At 44.0% G+C, this 16,174-nt stretch carries 18 protein-coding genes and 1 tRNA gene; 13 read left to right on the top strand and 6 right to left on the bottom strand.

The annotated features are described in order from the left end of the window. Positions 1–14: 14 nt before the first annotated feature. From coaW to mutA, 3 genes are all read right to left on the bottom strand, one after another. Positions 15–857 carry a type II pantothenate kinase gene (gene coaW, locus ACYIB7_RS02805; RefSeq protein ID WP_099463506.1) on the bottom strand — a complete coding sequence of 281 codons (843 nt, stop codon included), beginning with the start codon at positions 855–857 and terminating at the stop codon, positions 15–17. A 461-nt stretch (positions 858–1,318) separates the two neighbouring features. Beyond that, the gene (gene scpA / locus ACYIB7_RS02800) at positions 1,319–3,466 is read right to left on the bottom strand and encodes a methylmalonyl-CoA mutase (protein WP_103984102.1); all 2,148 of its coding nucleotides are present in this window, start codon (positions 3,464–3,466) and stop codon (positions 1,319–1,321) included. 12 nt (positions 3,467–3,478) lie between these two features. Continuing rightward, positions 3,479–5,383 carry a methylmalonyl-CoA mutase small subunit gene (gene mutA / locus ACYIB7_RS02795; protein ID WP_103984103.1) on the bottom strand — a complete coding sequence of 635 codons (1,905 nt, stop codon included), beginning with the start codon at positions 5,381–5,383 and terminating at the stop codon, positions 3,479–3,481. Between the two features lie 275 nt (positions 5,384–5,658). Between mutA and ACYIB7_RS02790 the strand changes: the two genes are divergently transcribed. Beyond that, positions 5,659–5,731 (top strand) — tRNA-Glu (locus tag ACYIB7_RS02790). Positions 5,732–5,841: 110 nt separating this feature from the next. On the opposite strand, the gene ACYIB7_RS02785 is transcribed toward ACYIB7_RS02790, so the two are convergent. The 3 genes from ACYIB7_RS02785 to ACYIB7_RS02775 all read right to left on the bottom strand — a co-directional run bounded on the left by ACYIB7_RS02785 (position 5,842) and on the right by ACYIB7_RS02775 (position 8,368). Next, positions 5,842–5,952 carry a GlsB/YeaQ/YmgE family stress response membrane protein gene (locus tag ACYIB7_RS02785; protein ID WP_103984104.1) on the bottom strand — a complete coding sequence of 37 codons (111 nt, stop codon included), beginning with the start codon at positions 5,950–5,952 and terminating at the stop codon, positions 5,842–5,844. 70 nt (positions 5,953–6,022) lie between these two features. Further along, positions 6,023–6,637, bottom strand: a complete 615-nt coding sequence (locus ACYIB7_RS02780; protein WP_103984105.1) for a response regulator — start codon at positions 6,635–6,637, stop codon at positions 6,023–6,025. 12 nt (positions 6,638–6,649) lie between these two features. After that, entirely contained in the window at positions 6,650–8,368 is a 1,719-nt protein-coding gene (locus tag ACYIB7_RS02775; RefSeq protein ID WP_103984106.1) for a tetratricopeptide repeat-containing sensor histidine kinase, read from the bottom strand. Positions 8,369–8,641: 273 nt separating this feature from the next. On the opposite strand from ACYIB7_RS02775, the gene ACYIB7_RS02770 reads away from it, so the two are divergent. The 12 genes from ACYIB7_RS02770 (at position 8,642) to ACYIB7_RS02715 (ending at position 16,150) form a co-directional block, all read left to right on the top strand. Next, entirely contained in the window at positions 8,642–9,058 is a 417-nt protein-coding gene (locus ACYIB7_RS02770) for a helix-turn-helix domain-containing protein (protein ID WP_103984107.1), read from the top strand. A 35-nt stretch (positions 9,059–9,093) separates the two neighbouring features. After that, positions 9,094–9,768 (top strand): TapB family protein, encoded by a 675-nt coding sequence (locus ACYIB7_RS02765; RefSeq protein ID WP_103984108.1) that lies wholly within the window; start codon positions 9,094–9,096, stop codon positions 9,766–9,768. A gap of 1 nt (position 9,769) precedes the next feature. Then, positions 9,770–11,068: a hypothetical protein gene (locus tag ACYIB7_RS02760; protein ID WP_480338029.1), complete on the top strand. Its 1,299-nt coding sequence runs from the start codon at positions 9,770–9,772 to the stop codon at positions 11,066–11,068. 19 nt (positions 11,069–11,087) lie between these two features. Next, complete coding sequence (locus tag ACYIB7_RS02755; protein ID WP_480338028.1) at positions 11,088–11,585, top strand: hypothetical protein; 498 nt, start codon at positions 11,088–11,090, stop codon at positions 11,583–11,585. Between the two features lie 52 nt (positions 11,586–11,637). Next, a complete protein-coding gene (locus ACYIB7_RS02750; protein WP_480338026.1) occupies positions 11,638–12,954 on the top strand; it encodes an OmpA family protein in 1,317 nt (438 codons plus the stop codon). A gap of 199 nt (positions 12,955–13,153) precedes the next feature. Further along, complete coding sequence (locus ACYIB7_RS02745) at positions 13,154–13,381, top strand: hypothetical protein (RefSeq protein ID WP_103984112.1); 228 nt, start codon at positions 13,154–13,156, stop codon at positions 13,379–13,381. After that, positions 13,365–13,673 (top strand): type II toxin-antitoxin system RelE/ParE family toxin, encoded by a 309-nt coding sequence (locus ACYIB7_RS02740; protein WP_480338024.1) that lies wholly within the window; start codon positions 13,365–13,367, stop codon positions 13,671–13,673. The genes ACYIB7_RS02745 and ACYIB7_RS02740 overlap by 17 nt, the downstream gene beginning before the upstream one ends. A gap of 118 nt (positions 13,674–13,791) precedes the next feature. Beyond that, complete coding sequence (locus tag ACYIB7_RS02735) at positions 13,792–14,178, top strand: hypothetical protein (protein WP_103984114.1); 387 nt, start codon at positions 13,792–13,794, stop codon at positions 14,176–14,178. Positions 14,179–14,294: 116 nt separating this feature from the next. After that, positions 14,295–14,735, top strand: a complete 441-nt coding sequence (locus ACYIB7_RS02730; RefSeq protein ID WP_103984115.1) for a zinc-ribbon domain-containing protein — start codon at positions 14,295–14,297, stop codon at positions 14,733–14,735. Between the two features lie 28 nt (positions 14,736–14,763). After that, entirely contained in the window at positions 14,764–15,324 is a 561-nt protein-coding gene (locus ACYIB7_RS02725) for a zinc-ribbon domain-containing protein (RefSeq protein ID WP_103984116.1), read from the top strand. A 2-nt stretch (positions 15,325–15,326) separates the two neighbouring features. Next, a complete protein-coding gene (locus tag ACYIB7_RS02720; protein ID WP_480338021.1) occupies positions 15,327–15,674 on the top strand; it encodes a hypothetical protein in 348 nt (115 codons plus the stop codon). Positions 15,675–15,757: 83 nt separating this feature from the next. Beyond that, complete coding sequence (locus ACYIB7_RS02715; RefSeq protein WP_480338020.1) at positions 15,758–16,150, top strand: hypothetical protein; 393 nt, start codon at positions 15,758–15,760, stop codon at positions 16,148–16,150. The last annotated feature ends 24 nt before the right edge of the window (positions 16,151–16,174 follow it).

Raw genomic sequence — 16,174 nt, 5'->3', positions numbered from 1 at the left:
CATAAAGTTTTATATCAACCAACCTCCCGGCATATCTTTTTATTTATATATGCAAGAGCAGCGCCTATGGCTGTACAATATTCGGCATGTGCCGGTATCAGGAAACGCACGTTACACATTTCTTCCAGACGCGGAAAGATGTCGGCACATTGTGGCAAACGCGTCAAATTACCTATCAGTACAAAATCTTTGATCGTACTGTTCAAAGAAGCGAAGATCGTACATTGGCCAATGGTTTGCAGAACCATGTGTACAATACCCAATGCCACATCTTCGGCCGGCGCATTAGCATCGGCTTTTCCGAAAACCGAAGCCGTAACATCGAGCGGCAAGCCTGGCAACGGATAGCGGGTAATGTCCTTTATCTGCAAATCGATATTGTCAAGAGAACCGTGTTCGGCCAGTGAAACAATATGGTGAAAATCTTGTGTCTTCAACAACAATTTGGACAGTCCCAGGATAGTTCCGCCGCCAACCCCCAGACCTCCGATATGTTCAACCTTATCATTCATCACCTTGACAATCGAAGTTCCCGTACCCATACTGACAACAAGCAGGTCTTTCAGGTCTGTCATATACTGAGCTCCTAAACCATTAGCCAAAAACTCGTCAGCTTTCGCCGTTGGCAAACCATAAAGCGGCTGGTCTATATATGCACTACCCACACCGGTTAGAATGACTTTCTCTATTGTAGACAACGAAATATCATTATCATAAATATATTTACCCAAAGCCCCGAAAAGCGAAGTCACAGGATCTGTTGCTTTTACAAACATCGGATTCTTTATTTTCCCATCAGCAACACCAACGATTTTCGTCGTGCTGCCCCCCACATCGATACCTATAACAATACCCATAGTAGTCTAAGTTATTAATGTTACCGCCGCGAATTTACACATTATTTATATACCCTCGGCCGCCACTAGAAAAAGAGGTTGCGTCAAAGACTATCCCAAGCCCGTATATACCGCCTGCACGCCCTCTTTGTCTTAGCCTCCTGCCTCGCGTTCGGCGTCCCGCTCTCCCCCCGTTAGACCAATCTCCCTAGGTAGGGAGAAAAAACATCCCCAGGTAGGGGGGAAGGAATCTCCCTAGATAGGGGGAAGGAATCTCCCTAGATAGGGAGTAATAGTCTCCCCAGGTAGGGAGATAGTCCTGCAAGGAGAGTGTCTAAGCCTCACCCTATAGTTTTACACCACGCATGGATCTAAGCGGCAAAGGCAAAAGACAATATAGCAGGACTGTGAACCATATAAAAAAGGTTGTGCCAGCGTTCTGACACAACCTCTATTATAGAAAAGCCTTATGCTCTGATTGCTTATTCGCCAAGCAAGATTTCCAGTATCTGGCAAGCGGCCTTAGCTACAGAAGTACCAGGACCAAAAATAGCGGCAACTCCTGCCTTATATAAGAAATCGTAATCCTGTGCAGGAATAACACCTCCGGCAATAACGATGATGTCTTCACGACCCAGCTTCTTCAGCTCTTCAATTACTTGAGGAATTAAAGTCTTATGGCCTGCAGCCAAAGAAGAAACACCCATTACATGGACGTCGTTTTCTACAGCCTGGCGGGCAGCTTCTGCCGGAGTCTGGAACAAGGGTCCCATATCTACGTCGAATCCACAGTCTGCATAACCTGTAGCAACAACCTTTGCACCACGGTCGTGTCCGTCCTGACCCATCTTAGCGATCATAATACGGGGCTGGCGACCTTCTTTCTTAGCAAACTCAGCCGTAAGTTCACAAGCCTTTTCGAAGTCTGCATCTTTCTTTGATTCTGATGAATACACGCCTGATATAGTTCTAATGATTGCTTTATAACGACCTACTACTACTTCGCAGGCATCCGAGATTTCGCCCAGGGATGCACGCAAACCGGCAGCTTTAACTGCCAATTCAAGCAAGTTGCCTTTTTTTGTCTTCACACATTCGGTAATATCGGCCAATGCTTTCTGAACAGCAGCTTCGTCACGGTTTTCACGCAGCACCTTCAAAGCAGCTATCTGTTCGTTACGTACGGCTGTATTATCGATCTCAAGGATATCAATAGGATCTTCCTTCGGTAAACGATATTTATTAACACCTACGATTGTCTGGATACCAGAGTCTATACGAGCCTGTGTACGTGCAGCAGCTTCTTCAATACGCATCTTTGGCAGACCGGTTTCGATAGCTTTCGCCATACCGCCCATGCTTTCGATTTCCTGAATCAAAGCCCAGCCTTTATGTACCAGTTCGTTGGTCAATGTCTCGATGTAATAAGAACCGGCCCAAGGGTCGATTTCCTTACATATCTGAGTTTCTTCCTGGATATAAATCTGCGTATTACGTGCGATACGGGCAGAGAAGTCTGTCGGTAATGCAATAGCTTCATCCAAAGCGTTGGTATGCAAAGACTGAGTATGTCCCAGAGCTGCAGCCATTGCTTCGATACAAGTACGGCCTACGTTGTTGAACGGATCTTGCTCTGTCAATGACCAACCAGAAGTCTGGCAGTGTGTACGCAAAGCCAATGATTTCGGATTTTTGGCGCCGAAGCTGTTCACAATCTTAGACCACAACATACGTGCAGCACGCATCTTGGCAATTTCCATGAAGTGGTTCACGCCGATAGCCCAGAAGAATGACAAACGCGGAGCGAATGCATCCACATCGATACCTGCATTTACGCCGGCACGGAGGTATTCCATACCGTCGCACAATGTATAAGCCATTTCTATATCTGCGGTAGCACCGGCTTCCTGCATGTGGTAACCGGAAATAGAGATAGAGTTGAATTTCGGCATCTTCTGTGATGTATATTCAAAGATATCAGCAATAATCTTCATTGAAAATTCCGGGGGGTAAATATAAGTATTACGCACCATGAATTCTTTCAGGATATCGTTTTGGATTGTACCTGCCATTTCTTCCAGTTTAGCACCCTGTTCCAAGCCGGCATTGATATAAAATGCCAGAACAGGAAGTACGCCACCGTTCATTGTCATAGATACAGACATCTTGTTCAATGGAATGCCAGCAAACAAAACTTTCATGTTTTCCAGTGAGCAGATAGATACACCGGCCTTACCAACGTCGCCTACTACACGTTCGTTGTCGGCATCATAACCACGGTGAGTCGGAAGGTCGAATGCTACAGACAGACCTTTCTGGCCTGAAGCCAGGTTACGACGGTAAAAAGCATTTGACTCTTCTGCTGTAGAGAAACCTGCGTACTGGCGGATTGTCCAGGGACGCATAGCGTACATGCCACTATACGGGCCACGCAGATAAGGAGCCAGACCGGAAGCATAGTTCAAGTGTTCCATGCCTTCGAGGTCTTCTTTTGTATATACGGGTTTCACCTCGATGTGTTCGGGTGTTTTCCAATTGGCTTCAATGCCATTGGCTTTTGCCCATTCGGCAACATTGGTTGCTGCGAATCCGGCATTCTTTATATCTATATTTTTAAAATTCGGTCTCATAATTGTTTCTACTTAAGCGATTCCTAATTTAGCGTTGAAAGCCTGCAATGTTTCAAGCACATTACTCTTAACATGAATAAACTGATCGATACCCTGAGCTTTCAGGTCTTCCATGCAAGCAGGAGCACCAGCTACAACAAACTGAGCACGTCCGGCCAACGCCTTCAATGCCGCAGGAGCATATTCTGCATATTCATCATCGCTGGAACAAAGAACTACAATAGAAGCACCTGCCTTAACAGCTGCATCTACACCGGCTTCAACTGTATCGAAACCTAAGTTGTCAATTATCTTATATCCGGCACAACCAAAGAAGTTACTAGAGAACTGAGAACGAGCCAGACGCATAGCCAGATTACCGATAGTAAGCATAAATACCTTCGGTTCTTTTCCGCTCTTTTCAGTAGCCAGACGCAAAGCTTCAAACTGTGACGCGCCGCGAGAGAAGTCCAATGCAGTAACTGTAGCCTCGCCACAATGACCGCCACCACAGCAACAAGAAGCTTCTTCTTTTATCTTTCCGGCAGCTACTTCGTTGAAGTTAGGGAACTGGTTAGATCCCAACAGGATTTCACGACGGGTAGCAACATTCTTCTTACGGGCATCATTAGAAGCATTTACTGCTTTCTGGATTTCACCGGCTTTGGCAGCAACACCGAAACCGCCCTTTTCTTCTGTTTCCAGGAACAACTTCCAAGCTACATCAGCCATAGAGTTTGTAAGAACTTCTACATAATATGAGCCTGCAGACGGATCAACTACCTTGTCAAAATGGCATTCTTCTTTCAACAGTAATTGTTGATTGCGGGCAATACGTTCGGAGAAATCGTCCGGAGTCTGATAAGTTTTATCAAACGGACGGACAGTGATTGAATCAACACCTGCAATAGCAGCAGACATAGCCTCTGTCTGAGAACGCAACAAGTTTACGTGAGCATCGTAAATTGTCATATTCCATTCTGAAGTCTGCGCATGGGCAACCATCTTACAAGCGCAGCGGCACATTCCGTTTTCTGCCTTATTAGGACATTCCGACGGACAGTGGCAAACAGGATTGTAGGCAGCCACGATTTCAGCCCACAACCAACGTGCTGCACGGAACTTAGCAATTTCCATGAAGTAGTTAGAGCTGATACCCATATTGAATTTGATCTTCTTCGCAACTTCGTCAGCTTCGAATCCGGCTTCTGTCAATTTAGCCATCAATTCGTTACCCCAAGCTAAAGCGAAACCTAATTCCTGAGCAATATAAGCTCCTGCATTCGTGAAATAGAATGAATTTACAGCCAATACACGGTAGCGAGGCAGAGCCTTACCAGCCTTGAGCACGGCGGCGGCGGCTTCTACCCAGTTTTCGTTGTCTTTGCCTTTTACTAAAGGTTTCTTGAATGCATCATAATTAACAGAACCAAAACACTTACTCAGATCTGCGCCCTTACCCTTGAAGTAATCCGCCAGAATACCGATCAGCTTCTCAGCTTTGCAGTTGCAAGTGTTGAAATTAAGTTCCACACATTCCGGGCAAATACCATCCAGCAATGCAGCAATATTTTCAGCATTTACTTCATCGCCCTTGATAATAAATCCAAGAGAGTTAACACCTTTGTTCAGTAAATCGAGGGCCTTTTCGTTTGCACCTTTAAAACATTTTACTTCAATGTTCTGGCGTACTTTCCAGTCGTTGTCTTTTTTCGTACCCCGAACATACGGAAATTCACCGGGAAGAGACTCGGTAGTTTTCAGACCTTCGATGTCTTCTGCACGATAGAAAGGATTTACATTAAACCCTTCGCCTGTTTTCCATACAAGCTTTTTCTCAAACGGTACCCCTTTCAGGTCGGCCGTAATCTTCGCCATCCATTCTTCAGTAGATATGGGAGCGAATTCTGAGAAAAGTTTTTCTTTTAGTTCTGCCATAATATTAGTTGTTTATAAAACTTGGTATTAGTAATATTGAATATTTCGTTCAATTACAGCAGGCAAAGGTAGAATAAATAAACAGGACGAACAACGAAAAATAAACGAAATCATGCCCAATTTTAACGCCTTTTAGAGATGATGTGCCATCTTTAGTTTACATAATGACAGAAAGTATAAAAATAATCTTCAAAAAAAATAGAGTAATAATTTGACGGTTTAAAATTATCACTAATTTTGCATCGTCGTACAGCAACAAGCTAAACGATACAAATGGTGCATTCGTCTAGTGGTCCAGGACGCCGCCCTCTCACGGCGGAAACTCGGGTTCGACCCCCGGACGCACTACCCTTCAAAAAAACAAAACATCCCGATCATTTTTGAAAATCATCGGGATGTTTTTCAAAAATGATCGGGATGTTTTTTACAGACAAAAAAGATCTATAATCCAAGACCTGCTAATCTCCCCGCGGCCTGCTAAACACTGAGACAAGCCATAAGACAATAACTGCACCAATTGTAGCAGTGATCAGACTACCTATCAAACCAATTGCAGATATACCGAACATACTGGACAGGATATATTTACCTGTTTTACCATATCTAAAACCTTTGCAGAATTTATATTCAGCAAAAGCCTCATATAAGTTTCTCTGTAATAGCCAGCTTTACCATAGCTGCTGTATTTTTCACCCCCAGTTTCAATAATAGGTTTTTACGGTAACTATTCACTGTTTCTACTCCAAGAAACAGCTTTTCTGCTATTTCTTTATTTGTATACCCCTCTACTATGAGGCTCAGTAACTCTGTCTCACGGATGGTAAGAAAAAGTTTTCCTTTTTCTTTCCGTGCAGAGATTACAGAGCCGGCCTCCTCACTGAAATAACGTTCTCCCTTATAAACACTGCGTATTCCTTCCAGTATCTCTTCCGGCAAAGCATTTTTCAGCAAATAACCGCTAGCACCATTTTGCAACATTTTCTGCATATAGAAATATTCCTTAAAACCGGTTAGGGCAATAATACGGATAAACGGATAGCGATTATGTACATATGCGCAAAGATCCATGCCATTCATATCCGGCAGATTAATATCAAGCAGGATAATATCCGGTGTTGTGTTTTGCAATAATTCTTTGCAATCTTTACCACACATGGCAGTTCCCACAACATCCATTCCCGCCTCTTCTGAAATCAGCTGCCGGATTCCGTCAGCAACAATGGGATGATCGTCTACTATTACTACTTTAATCATAACCTATAGTTTTTAGCAGTTTAATTCTACAGTGATTTCTGTTCCCCGTTCTTTGCCGGAAACAATATTAAGAGTTGCACCAAGCAGTTCGATACGCGAACGGACAGTTGACAACCCCTGCCCTTCTGTTGATCCGCCCATTCCCCTGCCGTCATCCTGGACAGTCAAAGAAAGACTATCATCGGCTTGTATCAACTGTACGTTGATCTGGGAGGCCTCGGCATGCTTTAATGCATTATTGATTAGTTCACAGGCTATACGGTAAATATTTATTTCTATATCCCTGTCCAGACGCCGTTCTTTTCCGTAGAAATAGAAATCAACGCTTGACGAACCGGCACAAAATTCTTCCAACACAGGATATAGCCCAAAACGTGCCAACGATTCGGGCATCAGGTTATGTGCCAGCCGGCGCATTTCTGTAATAGATCGATCCATCAGGCTGATGACATGTTCCAATCTCTCTTTTTCCGTTTCTTTCTCCTGTCGGAATTTGTCAAGGTCTAGTTTTGCCATAGTAAGTAATCCGCCTAGTCCATCATGCAACTCACGGGAAAGTCGTCCCCGTTCCTGATTCTCTCCATCCAGCAAAGATTTGGCTGCAACCAGTTCCTTTTCTTGTTCCAGCTGTTCCACACGCTTCTCTGCCAATTCTTTTTTCTGGTTAATAAACCGTTGACGGAAAACCAACAGAACAAGAAAAAGGGCCAGTAAAGCAATACAGGAAAGCGTCAACCAAAGGATCAAACGTTTTTCTTCTTCAACAGAGACAATCTGCATTTCTTTCTTCTCCGTTTCGTAGGCAATCTTCAAATTCTGGATTATCCGGGCACTTTCGAGCGTATGCATTGAATCTCGATCGGCCTGATATCGTACACGATACCGTAAGGCGGATTTCAGATCGCCATTCCTCTCACTTATTTCGCTAGCATCGTTCAGTACGGCCAGATAAAATTCACGATTATTCACTTTCCTCGCCAGAATTGATTGATAAAGAGAAATAGCTTTATCATACTGCTTCTGTTTATTATAAATAGTTGCCAACGCATAATCGGCATAATAATCCCAGCCATCTATCGCCTTCACTTCATCAAGCAATTGAAGGGCTTTCTCCAGATTACCTTTTCCGATGCAAATGTCAGCCATCGTGATACGAATAGTTTGCCGGCCTTCCCAATAACCTATCCGGTCGGCTATAGCAAGCCCCGTTTCAAAATAAGAAAGTGCTCCATCTAAATCTTTTTTGATCGTAGCACAAGCATTCCCCATATTATTCAAGGCCCGTACCATACTTATCGAATCACCCCGGACAGCAGCTATTTCATAAAATTTATGATAATGCCCTATGGCTTGGTCTGCATCACGCTGATTAAAATACAAAATACCAATATTGTTATGAGCCTTACCCTGCAACACAGGATCGTCTATTGCCTCTGCTGCACGGAGGGCACAATATAAATTATAACCTGCCTGGTCATACTTACCGGTAATATCCAGAGCCACTCCTTTTGACGAATAAGCATTATACGCCCACACAGAAAGAGTATCGGGAGTTACCGCCTTCAACAGACGGTCTGCTACAATATAAATAGAATCATATTCTTTCCGCGCCAATAATTCCTGCATATAAGCACATTCCTCCTCATACCCCGGATCGTGGTCGAAAGAAACCGGATGGCAACCTAATACAAAAGTTATTATTCCGAGTAATATTCCAGCCAGTTTTTTCATATTGTATATCTTTCAAAAATATGTATTTATGCACCAACAAATATAATGAATATCGAGCATAGCAACACCCCTAAAAAGGGGTATTTACCCACCTATGGCACAAGAACCCCTTTTTGGGGATAAAAGGTAAACTCTCAATCTTCTAATTTTGACACCAGAGCAAAGGGAAAGATGCAAAAATTTGTCCGTATAAATTTGAGCGGACACGGAGGTAGCATAGATAGCCTTTTGTTAAACAAGAAATACTTTCTTTTGTAAATAAAAGATAAAAGCATGAATATGCGCTATGCAAGATCAAGATTGAGCGAAAAAGAAATGGAGCAAAATTGTGAGAAAATACAATCTTTCCTCCGTCACTCGGATGATTATAAAAATCCGAACCTTTGCATTTGGGATATCTCCCTGGCAACGGAAATTGCTCCGGCTGCCATTTCTCAATCTTTAAACCGTTTCCTGAACCTGAATTTTTTTGATGTGGTAAACAGAAAACGGCTAGAAGAAGTAAAGCGCATCCTACTATCAGACAATACCAACAGCTACACAATAGAAAGTGTTGCCTATGACTGTGGATTCCGGTCACGTTCTACCTTCTATGCCGCCTTTAATAAACTGGAAGGAACCTCACCTGCCAAATGGCTGAAAACAGCTTTGGAAACAGACAAGGCAAATGAGAAGACCCCTCCGGGGTGATGATGAAATATTAACCATCAAATACATTAAATATCATGAGAGCTTTATTCAGATTTATCACAGCAATTATCTTAACTACGTTACTGGTACCGACAACCATTTATGCACAGAACCCATTTTTTCCCAACAAGGAAGGAATTATATTGACATATGCCAATTACGATAAAAAAGGCAAAACGACCGATTACGTCCGCTATACCATTTCAAAAGTAAATGGGACAGACGCACAAAATTTTGAAGTCACTTACGACACAGAAGCATTAGACAAGAAGAAAGAAGTATTATTCAAAATGCCTGTTGAAATACAAATCAAAAATGGAGCAGTCTATTTTGATCCCTCTTCCAGTGCAGGCAAGTTAATGGAAGGGGTGACCATTACAGGCGAAGGAACCGTTGTTCCTGCCACCCTGGAAGAAGGCATGACGCTGGAGGACTCCAATGTTACCGTAAAAATGGGTTCACTTACCGTCGCTTCTTCAAAAATCACCGAGACGAAAGTCGTAGCCAAGGAAGATATCACCACGCCTGCGGGAACCTTTGAATGCTATAAAGTGCAAAGCAAAGTCAGCGGGAAAGCCATGGGGTTCAAATCAGAAAATACCCTCTGTGTATGGTACGCCCGCAACATCGGAACCATCCGGACTGAAACGTACGACAAGAAAAACAAACTGATAAGTTCAGGTGAACTGATATTGATGGAGGGCAACTAATATGAAACGATTCTATACCTTATTCATAATAGCACTGTTTGCCTCTCCCCCGATCTACGGACAAGGGTTCCTGAAAAAGCTCGGCAAGAAAGCGCAGGAGATCAGCAAAACCGTACTTGGTGAGGACGAGAAGCAAAAAGAAAAGGAAGCAGAAGAGATCGACTACGACTTCCCGCCGGCGGAAGATATCTACCCGGAAGAGATGTATGCGGAAGAAGAAGCCGAAGCTCCCACGCTGGGATCCACCGATCCGAATGCCCCACGTATCCTCACCTTCTCCATCGGAAAAGAAAAAGGTAAGATAGACCATAAAAAAGGGATAATTGAAATCACAGTCGATCCGGATACAGATTTCGAGAACATCATACCTGTTTATACCACCGGAAGCAACGTCACCAGTTCACCGGCATCCGGCAAACGGATCGGTGGAGAGGATAGCTACTTTACGGTAAAAGATAAAGCAGGCCGCAAATGCGTGTACGAAGTCGTTCTGCATATCCGGGGCATGGAAAAGAAAGACCTCAAAGCCGGAACAAAAAGCGGAACGCTGCGGATGGTCAACACGATGCAAGGCTTCCCCCAAATAAACAGTACCTACTATTTCGATAACTACGGGAAGCTGTTTGCCATGATGAACGATATGGGGACAGGCACGATCTACGATTATGCTGCCGGAAAAGTAACCATTCTTACCGCCGTCGCCTCTATCGAAAAAGTAAGGCGGATAACCGACCAGGCAGCCAGCCTTCAGATACCCGACATCAAAGAGCCAACGATGAAAGATCTGGAAAACGCTTTGAATAACGGGCTGAAAGATGTGGAATTCGTCTACTTCTCCTACGAAATACCCGGCCTGGACAAGAAGCTCGAATGTCCGATCATCAGCAATTATGAGGTGATGCCCCCCTCCTTTCTGGCCCGGATGAATGCCCGCAAGGTAGCGAGCACCACCATAGCCGGCAAATCCTGCTTCACATTAGAGATCACCGAACCGGAAAGCGGCATGAAGATGCTATACTACAGCTGGAAGAACATCAACTTCGGCGGCGGAATAAAAGGAATGGCGTGGAGCCAGGTGGAAAGTTTCAAGGAAAGCACTCCGGCGGGTATCTTCTCGCCCCCCAAAGGCTACCGTCCTTATGCGGAATATCAGGCAGAGGTGGATGCCATCACCGAAGCAGCAGGCAAAAAGCTTCAAAAGAAAGCAGAGCCGCTGATGAACGCGCCGGAAATCCAGGCCATCAAACAGTTTCTCGACGAATACGAGAAAGAGCTGAAAGCAACCGATATTAATAAATAAACTTTTAAAACTTACAGATATGAAAACAATCATAAACATACTGCTCTGCCTGGCGATAGCAGCCGGCATGACCTCCTGCGGAAATAGTGGAAAGAAATCGGATGAAAGCGATGACAAACTTTCCCGCAGTGAAAAGAAAGAACTGACAGAAATGATGAAAGATCTGTCCGACAAGGTTGAGATCAAGGGGGACAAGGTCATCAGAACGACAAAAGCATTTGGTGGCATAGTCACCAAAACGACTTACCATTTCACCGGCGACAAATGTACCCGCCTGGTGGTCGAGGCCAAATACCCGGACAAAAAAATGGCGGAAAAAATTCACACCGGATACAAAGAAGTAAGCCACCTCTTCGATGATATAAAGATGGAAGGAAACATCGTCATTTACGAGCAAAGCGGCGAGATAGTCGAGCTCGGATACGGCGAATACACGAAGAAAAGCCTTCGCAACAAACTCCAGAAAGATATCGACGATTCCAAAGAAATAATGGATGCTCTCAAAGATGAACTTTAGAGTCGGGAAGCCGTAACGGAAAATGAATCGTAAACCATTAAAACGAAAGCATATGAAACGCATTATCACATTAATAATAATAGGCATAATCGCCCTCTTTGCCGCCCCGCAAGCCGAAGCGCAATGGATCAAGGATCTGGGCAAAAAAGCAGTCAAACGAGCCAAAGACCGCTCGAAACAAAAAGTGGAGGACAAGGTGAACGAGAAAGTGGATAAAACTGTCGATAAGGTTTTTGAAACCGGAGAGGATATTGTAACCGGCAACGAAAAAGAAGAAGAAAATACAGAAGAGGAAGCTGTAGAAAAAAAAGCCACTCCTGCCGCTGATCCCAAAGCAAAAAAAGACGAACAACCCCAGGTTGAGAAAAACGCCGAAATGTCATGGAACAAGTTCGACTTCGTGCCCGGCGACGAAGTCATCTTCGAAGATAATCTCACAGGAGAGCAACTCGGCGAATTCCCCAGCCAATGGGATCTGATTGATGGCAATGCCGAGATCGCCAAACTCAACGGCGAAACCGTGATCCAACTGATGGAGCATACAACGATCACTCCTCTGATGAAAGATACTAAAAACTATCTGGGGGAGATATACACCATCGAGTTCGATTACTGGAGCCAGTATCATTCAAATGAAGACGACCATTACGCGAATTACGGTCTGATCGATTTCTATATTAAAGAAAGTAGTTACGATCAGACGACTTTCAGGTTGAATTTTCTCACTCAGGTGTTTGAATCGGAGCCGTTAAATAATTTCGAATACGAATGGAAACCGACTTCGGGAAATGAAATGCGGCGTGGCGAGGATCAAGCGAAACTCGAAGCCAGGAAATGGCAACATGTCTCTCTCTCATTCAATAAGCGTGCCATGAAAATATACATCAACCAAACCCGAGTGGCCAATATTCCGAACATGGTCAATACGGGAAGTTACATGACTATCGGAAGCTCCTTCGAGAACGAAGTCTTTATCAAAAACATCCGTATCGCCAAAGGTGCCGTTCCGCTCTACGACCGGATGATGTCCGACGGGAAGTTCATCACCTACGGCATCACCTTCGACGTGGGCAAGAGTACGATCAAGCCGGAGTCGATGGGCGAGATCAACCGCATCGTGCAGTTGATAACCGAAAACCCCGACCTGAAATTCTCCGTCGAAGGCCATACCGACAGCACCGGCAACGCCACTTCGAACCAGACACTCAGCGAAGCCCGCTCGAAATCCATCGTCGACAAGCTGGTGGAAATGGGCATTGCCGCCGATCGTCTCACCTCCTCAGGCAAAGGACAAACATCCCCTATCGCCGATAACGGAACAGACGAAGGACGCGCCAAGAACCGGCGGGTGGAATTCGTCAAGCTGTGAGGGCAGAGCCAAGCTTGCTTGGACTATGCCGAGCAGCGCAGACAAATCGACGAAGTCAATTCGTGAAGCAGTAATAAACAAAATATGTGAACATCGCTCTTTGACATGCTGAAATGATTTTTAGGAAAAGGGAAATGAGTTATCTCCTTCAAATGATTATCTTTGCAACTAACGTATAAGAAGAAAGGAGATTATTCCTATGACAACAATTTTAATAGATGACAACAGCTACGAAGGTAAAGCCTTTATCGAACTGCTCAAAAAAATGAGTTTCGCCCGTGTATTGGGGGAAGAGCAGGAGAACGAATGGTGGAACACCATTTCTGAAAAAGAGCGACAGGCTATCGATAAAGGATTAGCCGACATTGAAGCAGGAAAGACCATTCCCCATAACGAAATGAGAAAACGTTATGAACAATGGCTATAATATAGAATGGTCTGATCAGGCCACTCTTGATTTTGAAGAAATTGTTCAGTTCCTGTTCAATATCTGGGGAGAAACTATTGTACGGAAATTTGTTCGGTCTGTTGACAACGAACTCATACGTATCAATACATTCCCCTATGCATTCCCGGCATCTTCTCTGAAAACTGGTATTAGACGATGTGTTTTATCCAAATTCAATACAATCTACTATCAGGTAAAAGATCAAACGATATACATTGTAACGATCCATGATAATAGAAGTAATCCGGAGCTTTTGAAGAAAAAACTATAGCCAATAGATCCTCTTCTCTGAAAATCCCGACATCTCTCCGCAAAGAGTTGCCGGGATTTTTGTTTCCTGAATGTTCTTTCGGCAACATTATGGTATTAACATTTAAACAAACGTCATCATGAGAACATATATATTCTATCTTATAGCCATCCTTCTCACGGGGTTTTCCGCTTTCGCCGACGGTAAACATCCGCCTTCCGAAAGTGCGCAACAAAGTTCACAAACGGACAGGCTCGACTTTACAATGCCCGAAGATTTCACTTTCGAGTATGATTTTTATGAAACGGTAAAGGTCGTGGGGTGCAAAATGACAAAAGACGGCAACAATATCCTGCTGGATATGGATTGGACAGAGAACGAAGAGATACAAGCTCGAAGGATCCTGTTCAAATATACCGACAGTCTGGGAAATCTGGTTGAATCACGATCCCAACAAGTCGGAAAGTCTGACAAAAACAAACGCGACCTTCAAAGACTTGTACACAGCACCCAGCATCCAGGCTAAAACCCAATACGTCGCCATGCTCGTAGCAAATTCACGCGAAAGCAAAATATACAATGAATAAAAGACAAGTATATACAGTAAAAAATAACCTTAAATAATAATAGGAGGAACAGACTATGGTATTTTGCTCTTTTTGCGGGGTACAAGTCCCCGACAATGTTAAGTTCTGCACTTCGTGCGGAAAACCGGTGCCGCCACAAACCCAACAGGCCCCATCGCAACCAGCAGTTTCGCCACAGCCTCAGGCACAACCTTATCCACCGCTGCCGGGTAGCAAATATGAACCAGTTTCAATAGGCGGGTATATCGGTATGATGCTATTGATGCTAATCCCTATCGTCAACATTATCCTGCTACTCATATGGGCATGCGGAGGATGCAGGAAAGTAAGTCAGGCAAATTTTGCACGCGCCATGTTACTGATGCTGCTAATCGGTACGATTCTCGTCATTCTGTTCAGTCTTCTCTTCAAACTCTTTTTAGGAGATACGCTGAAAAGCCTCTGGCAAGAAGTAGAAGAAATTAAAAGTATAATCCCGGCTACGGGAATAGAATAAACAAATTAATTATAGGAGGAAACAAATTATGGCATTTTGTGGAACATGTGGACAACAAATAAGTGATGGTGTAAAATTCTGTCCGGCTTGTGGAACTCAGATATCGGAAAGCAATACACCACAAACAGAATCTCAGCCAGTATCCCAATCCGCCGCCCAATCGGACGAAATGCAGCTAGGCGATAAATTCGCCCAACTCAACAACACGACAGACAACACATCCGAATTCGCTCCGAAAGACATCGAGCAAAACAAGGTAATGGCAATCTTTGCTTACTTCGGGATTCTGGTACTCGTACCTATCCTGGCCGCCAAAGATTCAAAATTCGCCCGTTTCCATGCTAACCAGGGAATCATGCTTTGTCTGGTATGGGTTGCATGGGTGATTATAGACAGTATACTGACAGCCGTGCTAAGAGCTATCCTTTGGCGGGGACTTAAGCTATGGGAAGTCTATTCCATCTGCGGAACAATTCTCAATCTGGTATATCTCGTTATCACCGTACTGGCGATCATTGGGATTATCAATGCAGCCAACGGACGGGCAAAAGAGTTGCCTCTTATCGGCAAATATAAAATACTGAAATAGATATGACAGCAAAAGAAATTTTCTTCAAAACCCTGCAGTTCGGATGGATCAAACGGGGATTGGGGCTATTAAACATTTTGATAGCCGTTATCCTGTTTGCCATCCTGATGGGTATCTCCACCCTGTTCAATAACGAGGGAGTCGGAGTAGCTATGTTTATTGTCTGGTTATGCGTCATCGGCATTGTTAATTTCATACTGAATCATTATATCGGTTATATGGTGAAAGCCGGACATGTGGCAGTAATTACGATGGCTTTTAAAACAGGAACCGTGCCGGAAAATCCGGTCGGCACAGGCAAAGCGATGGTAAAGAACGCTTCGGGACATCCAATGTTTACTTCGCGTTAGACAAACTGGTATCTGGTTCCGTACATCAGTTACAGAAGGCATTTGAACGTCTGAACGATAGTTTGTTGGGCAGCATACCCGGTATGGGTGACGTGATGAGCCTAATGAAGATGTTCCTCGATATTTCACTGGGTTATATCGATGAGTGTTGCTTGGGCTATACGTTCTACCATCCGAATCAGAATGCCTTCAAAAGCGCAGCCGACGGTGTAGTGATCTACGCCCAGAACTGGAAAACGCTGCTGAAAGGTGCAGCAAAGATAACGGTAGTTGTAATTCTATCGTTCGTTGTGGTATTACTGGTTTCATTCATTCTGTTCGGAGGATTATTCAGCCTGTTTGGATGGAGTAGCTTTATTGCCTTGGTGGTCTCTGTGCTATTAGCTTATACGGTAAAATATGCCTTTATAGACAGTTGGATTCTTGTAAAGATAATCAGTTACTATAGCTCTTGTATATGCCATATTTCTATTTAATAAATAGGCTAAATAAAAAAGAAT

The sequence above is a fragment of the Parabacteroides sp. KHUB-03 genome, from assembly GCF_056640975.1.
The sequence above is the reverse complement of the archived record's forward strand: the minus strand, read 5'-3'. Positions and strand labels throughout refer to the sequence as shown.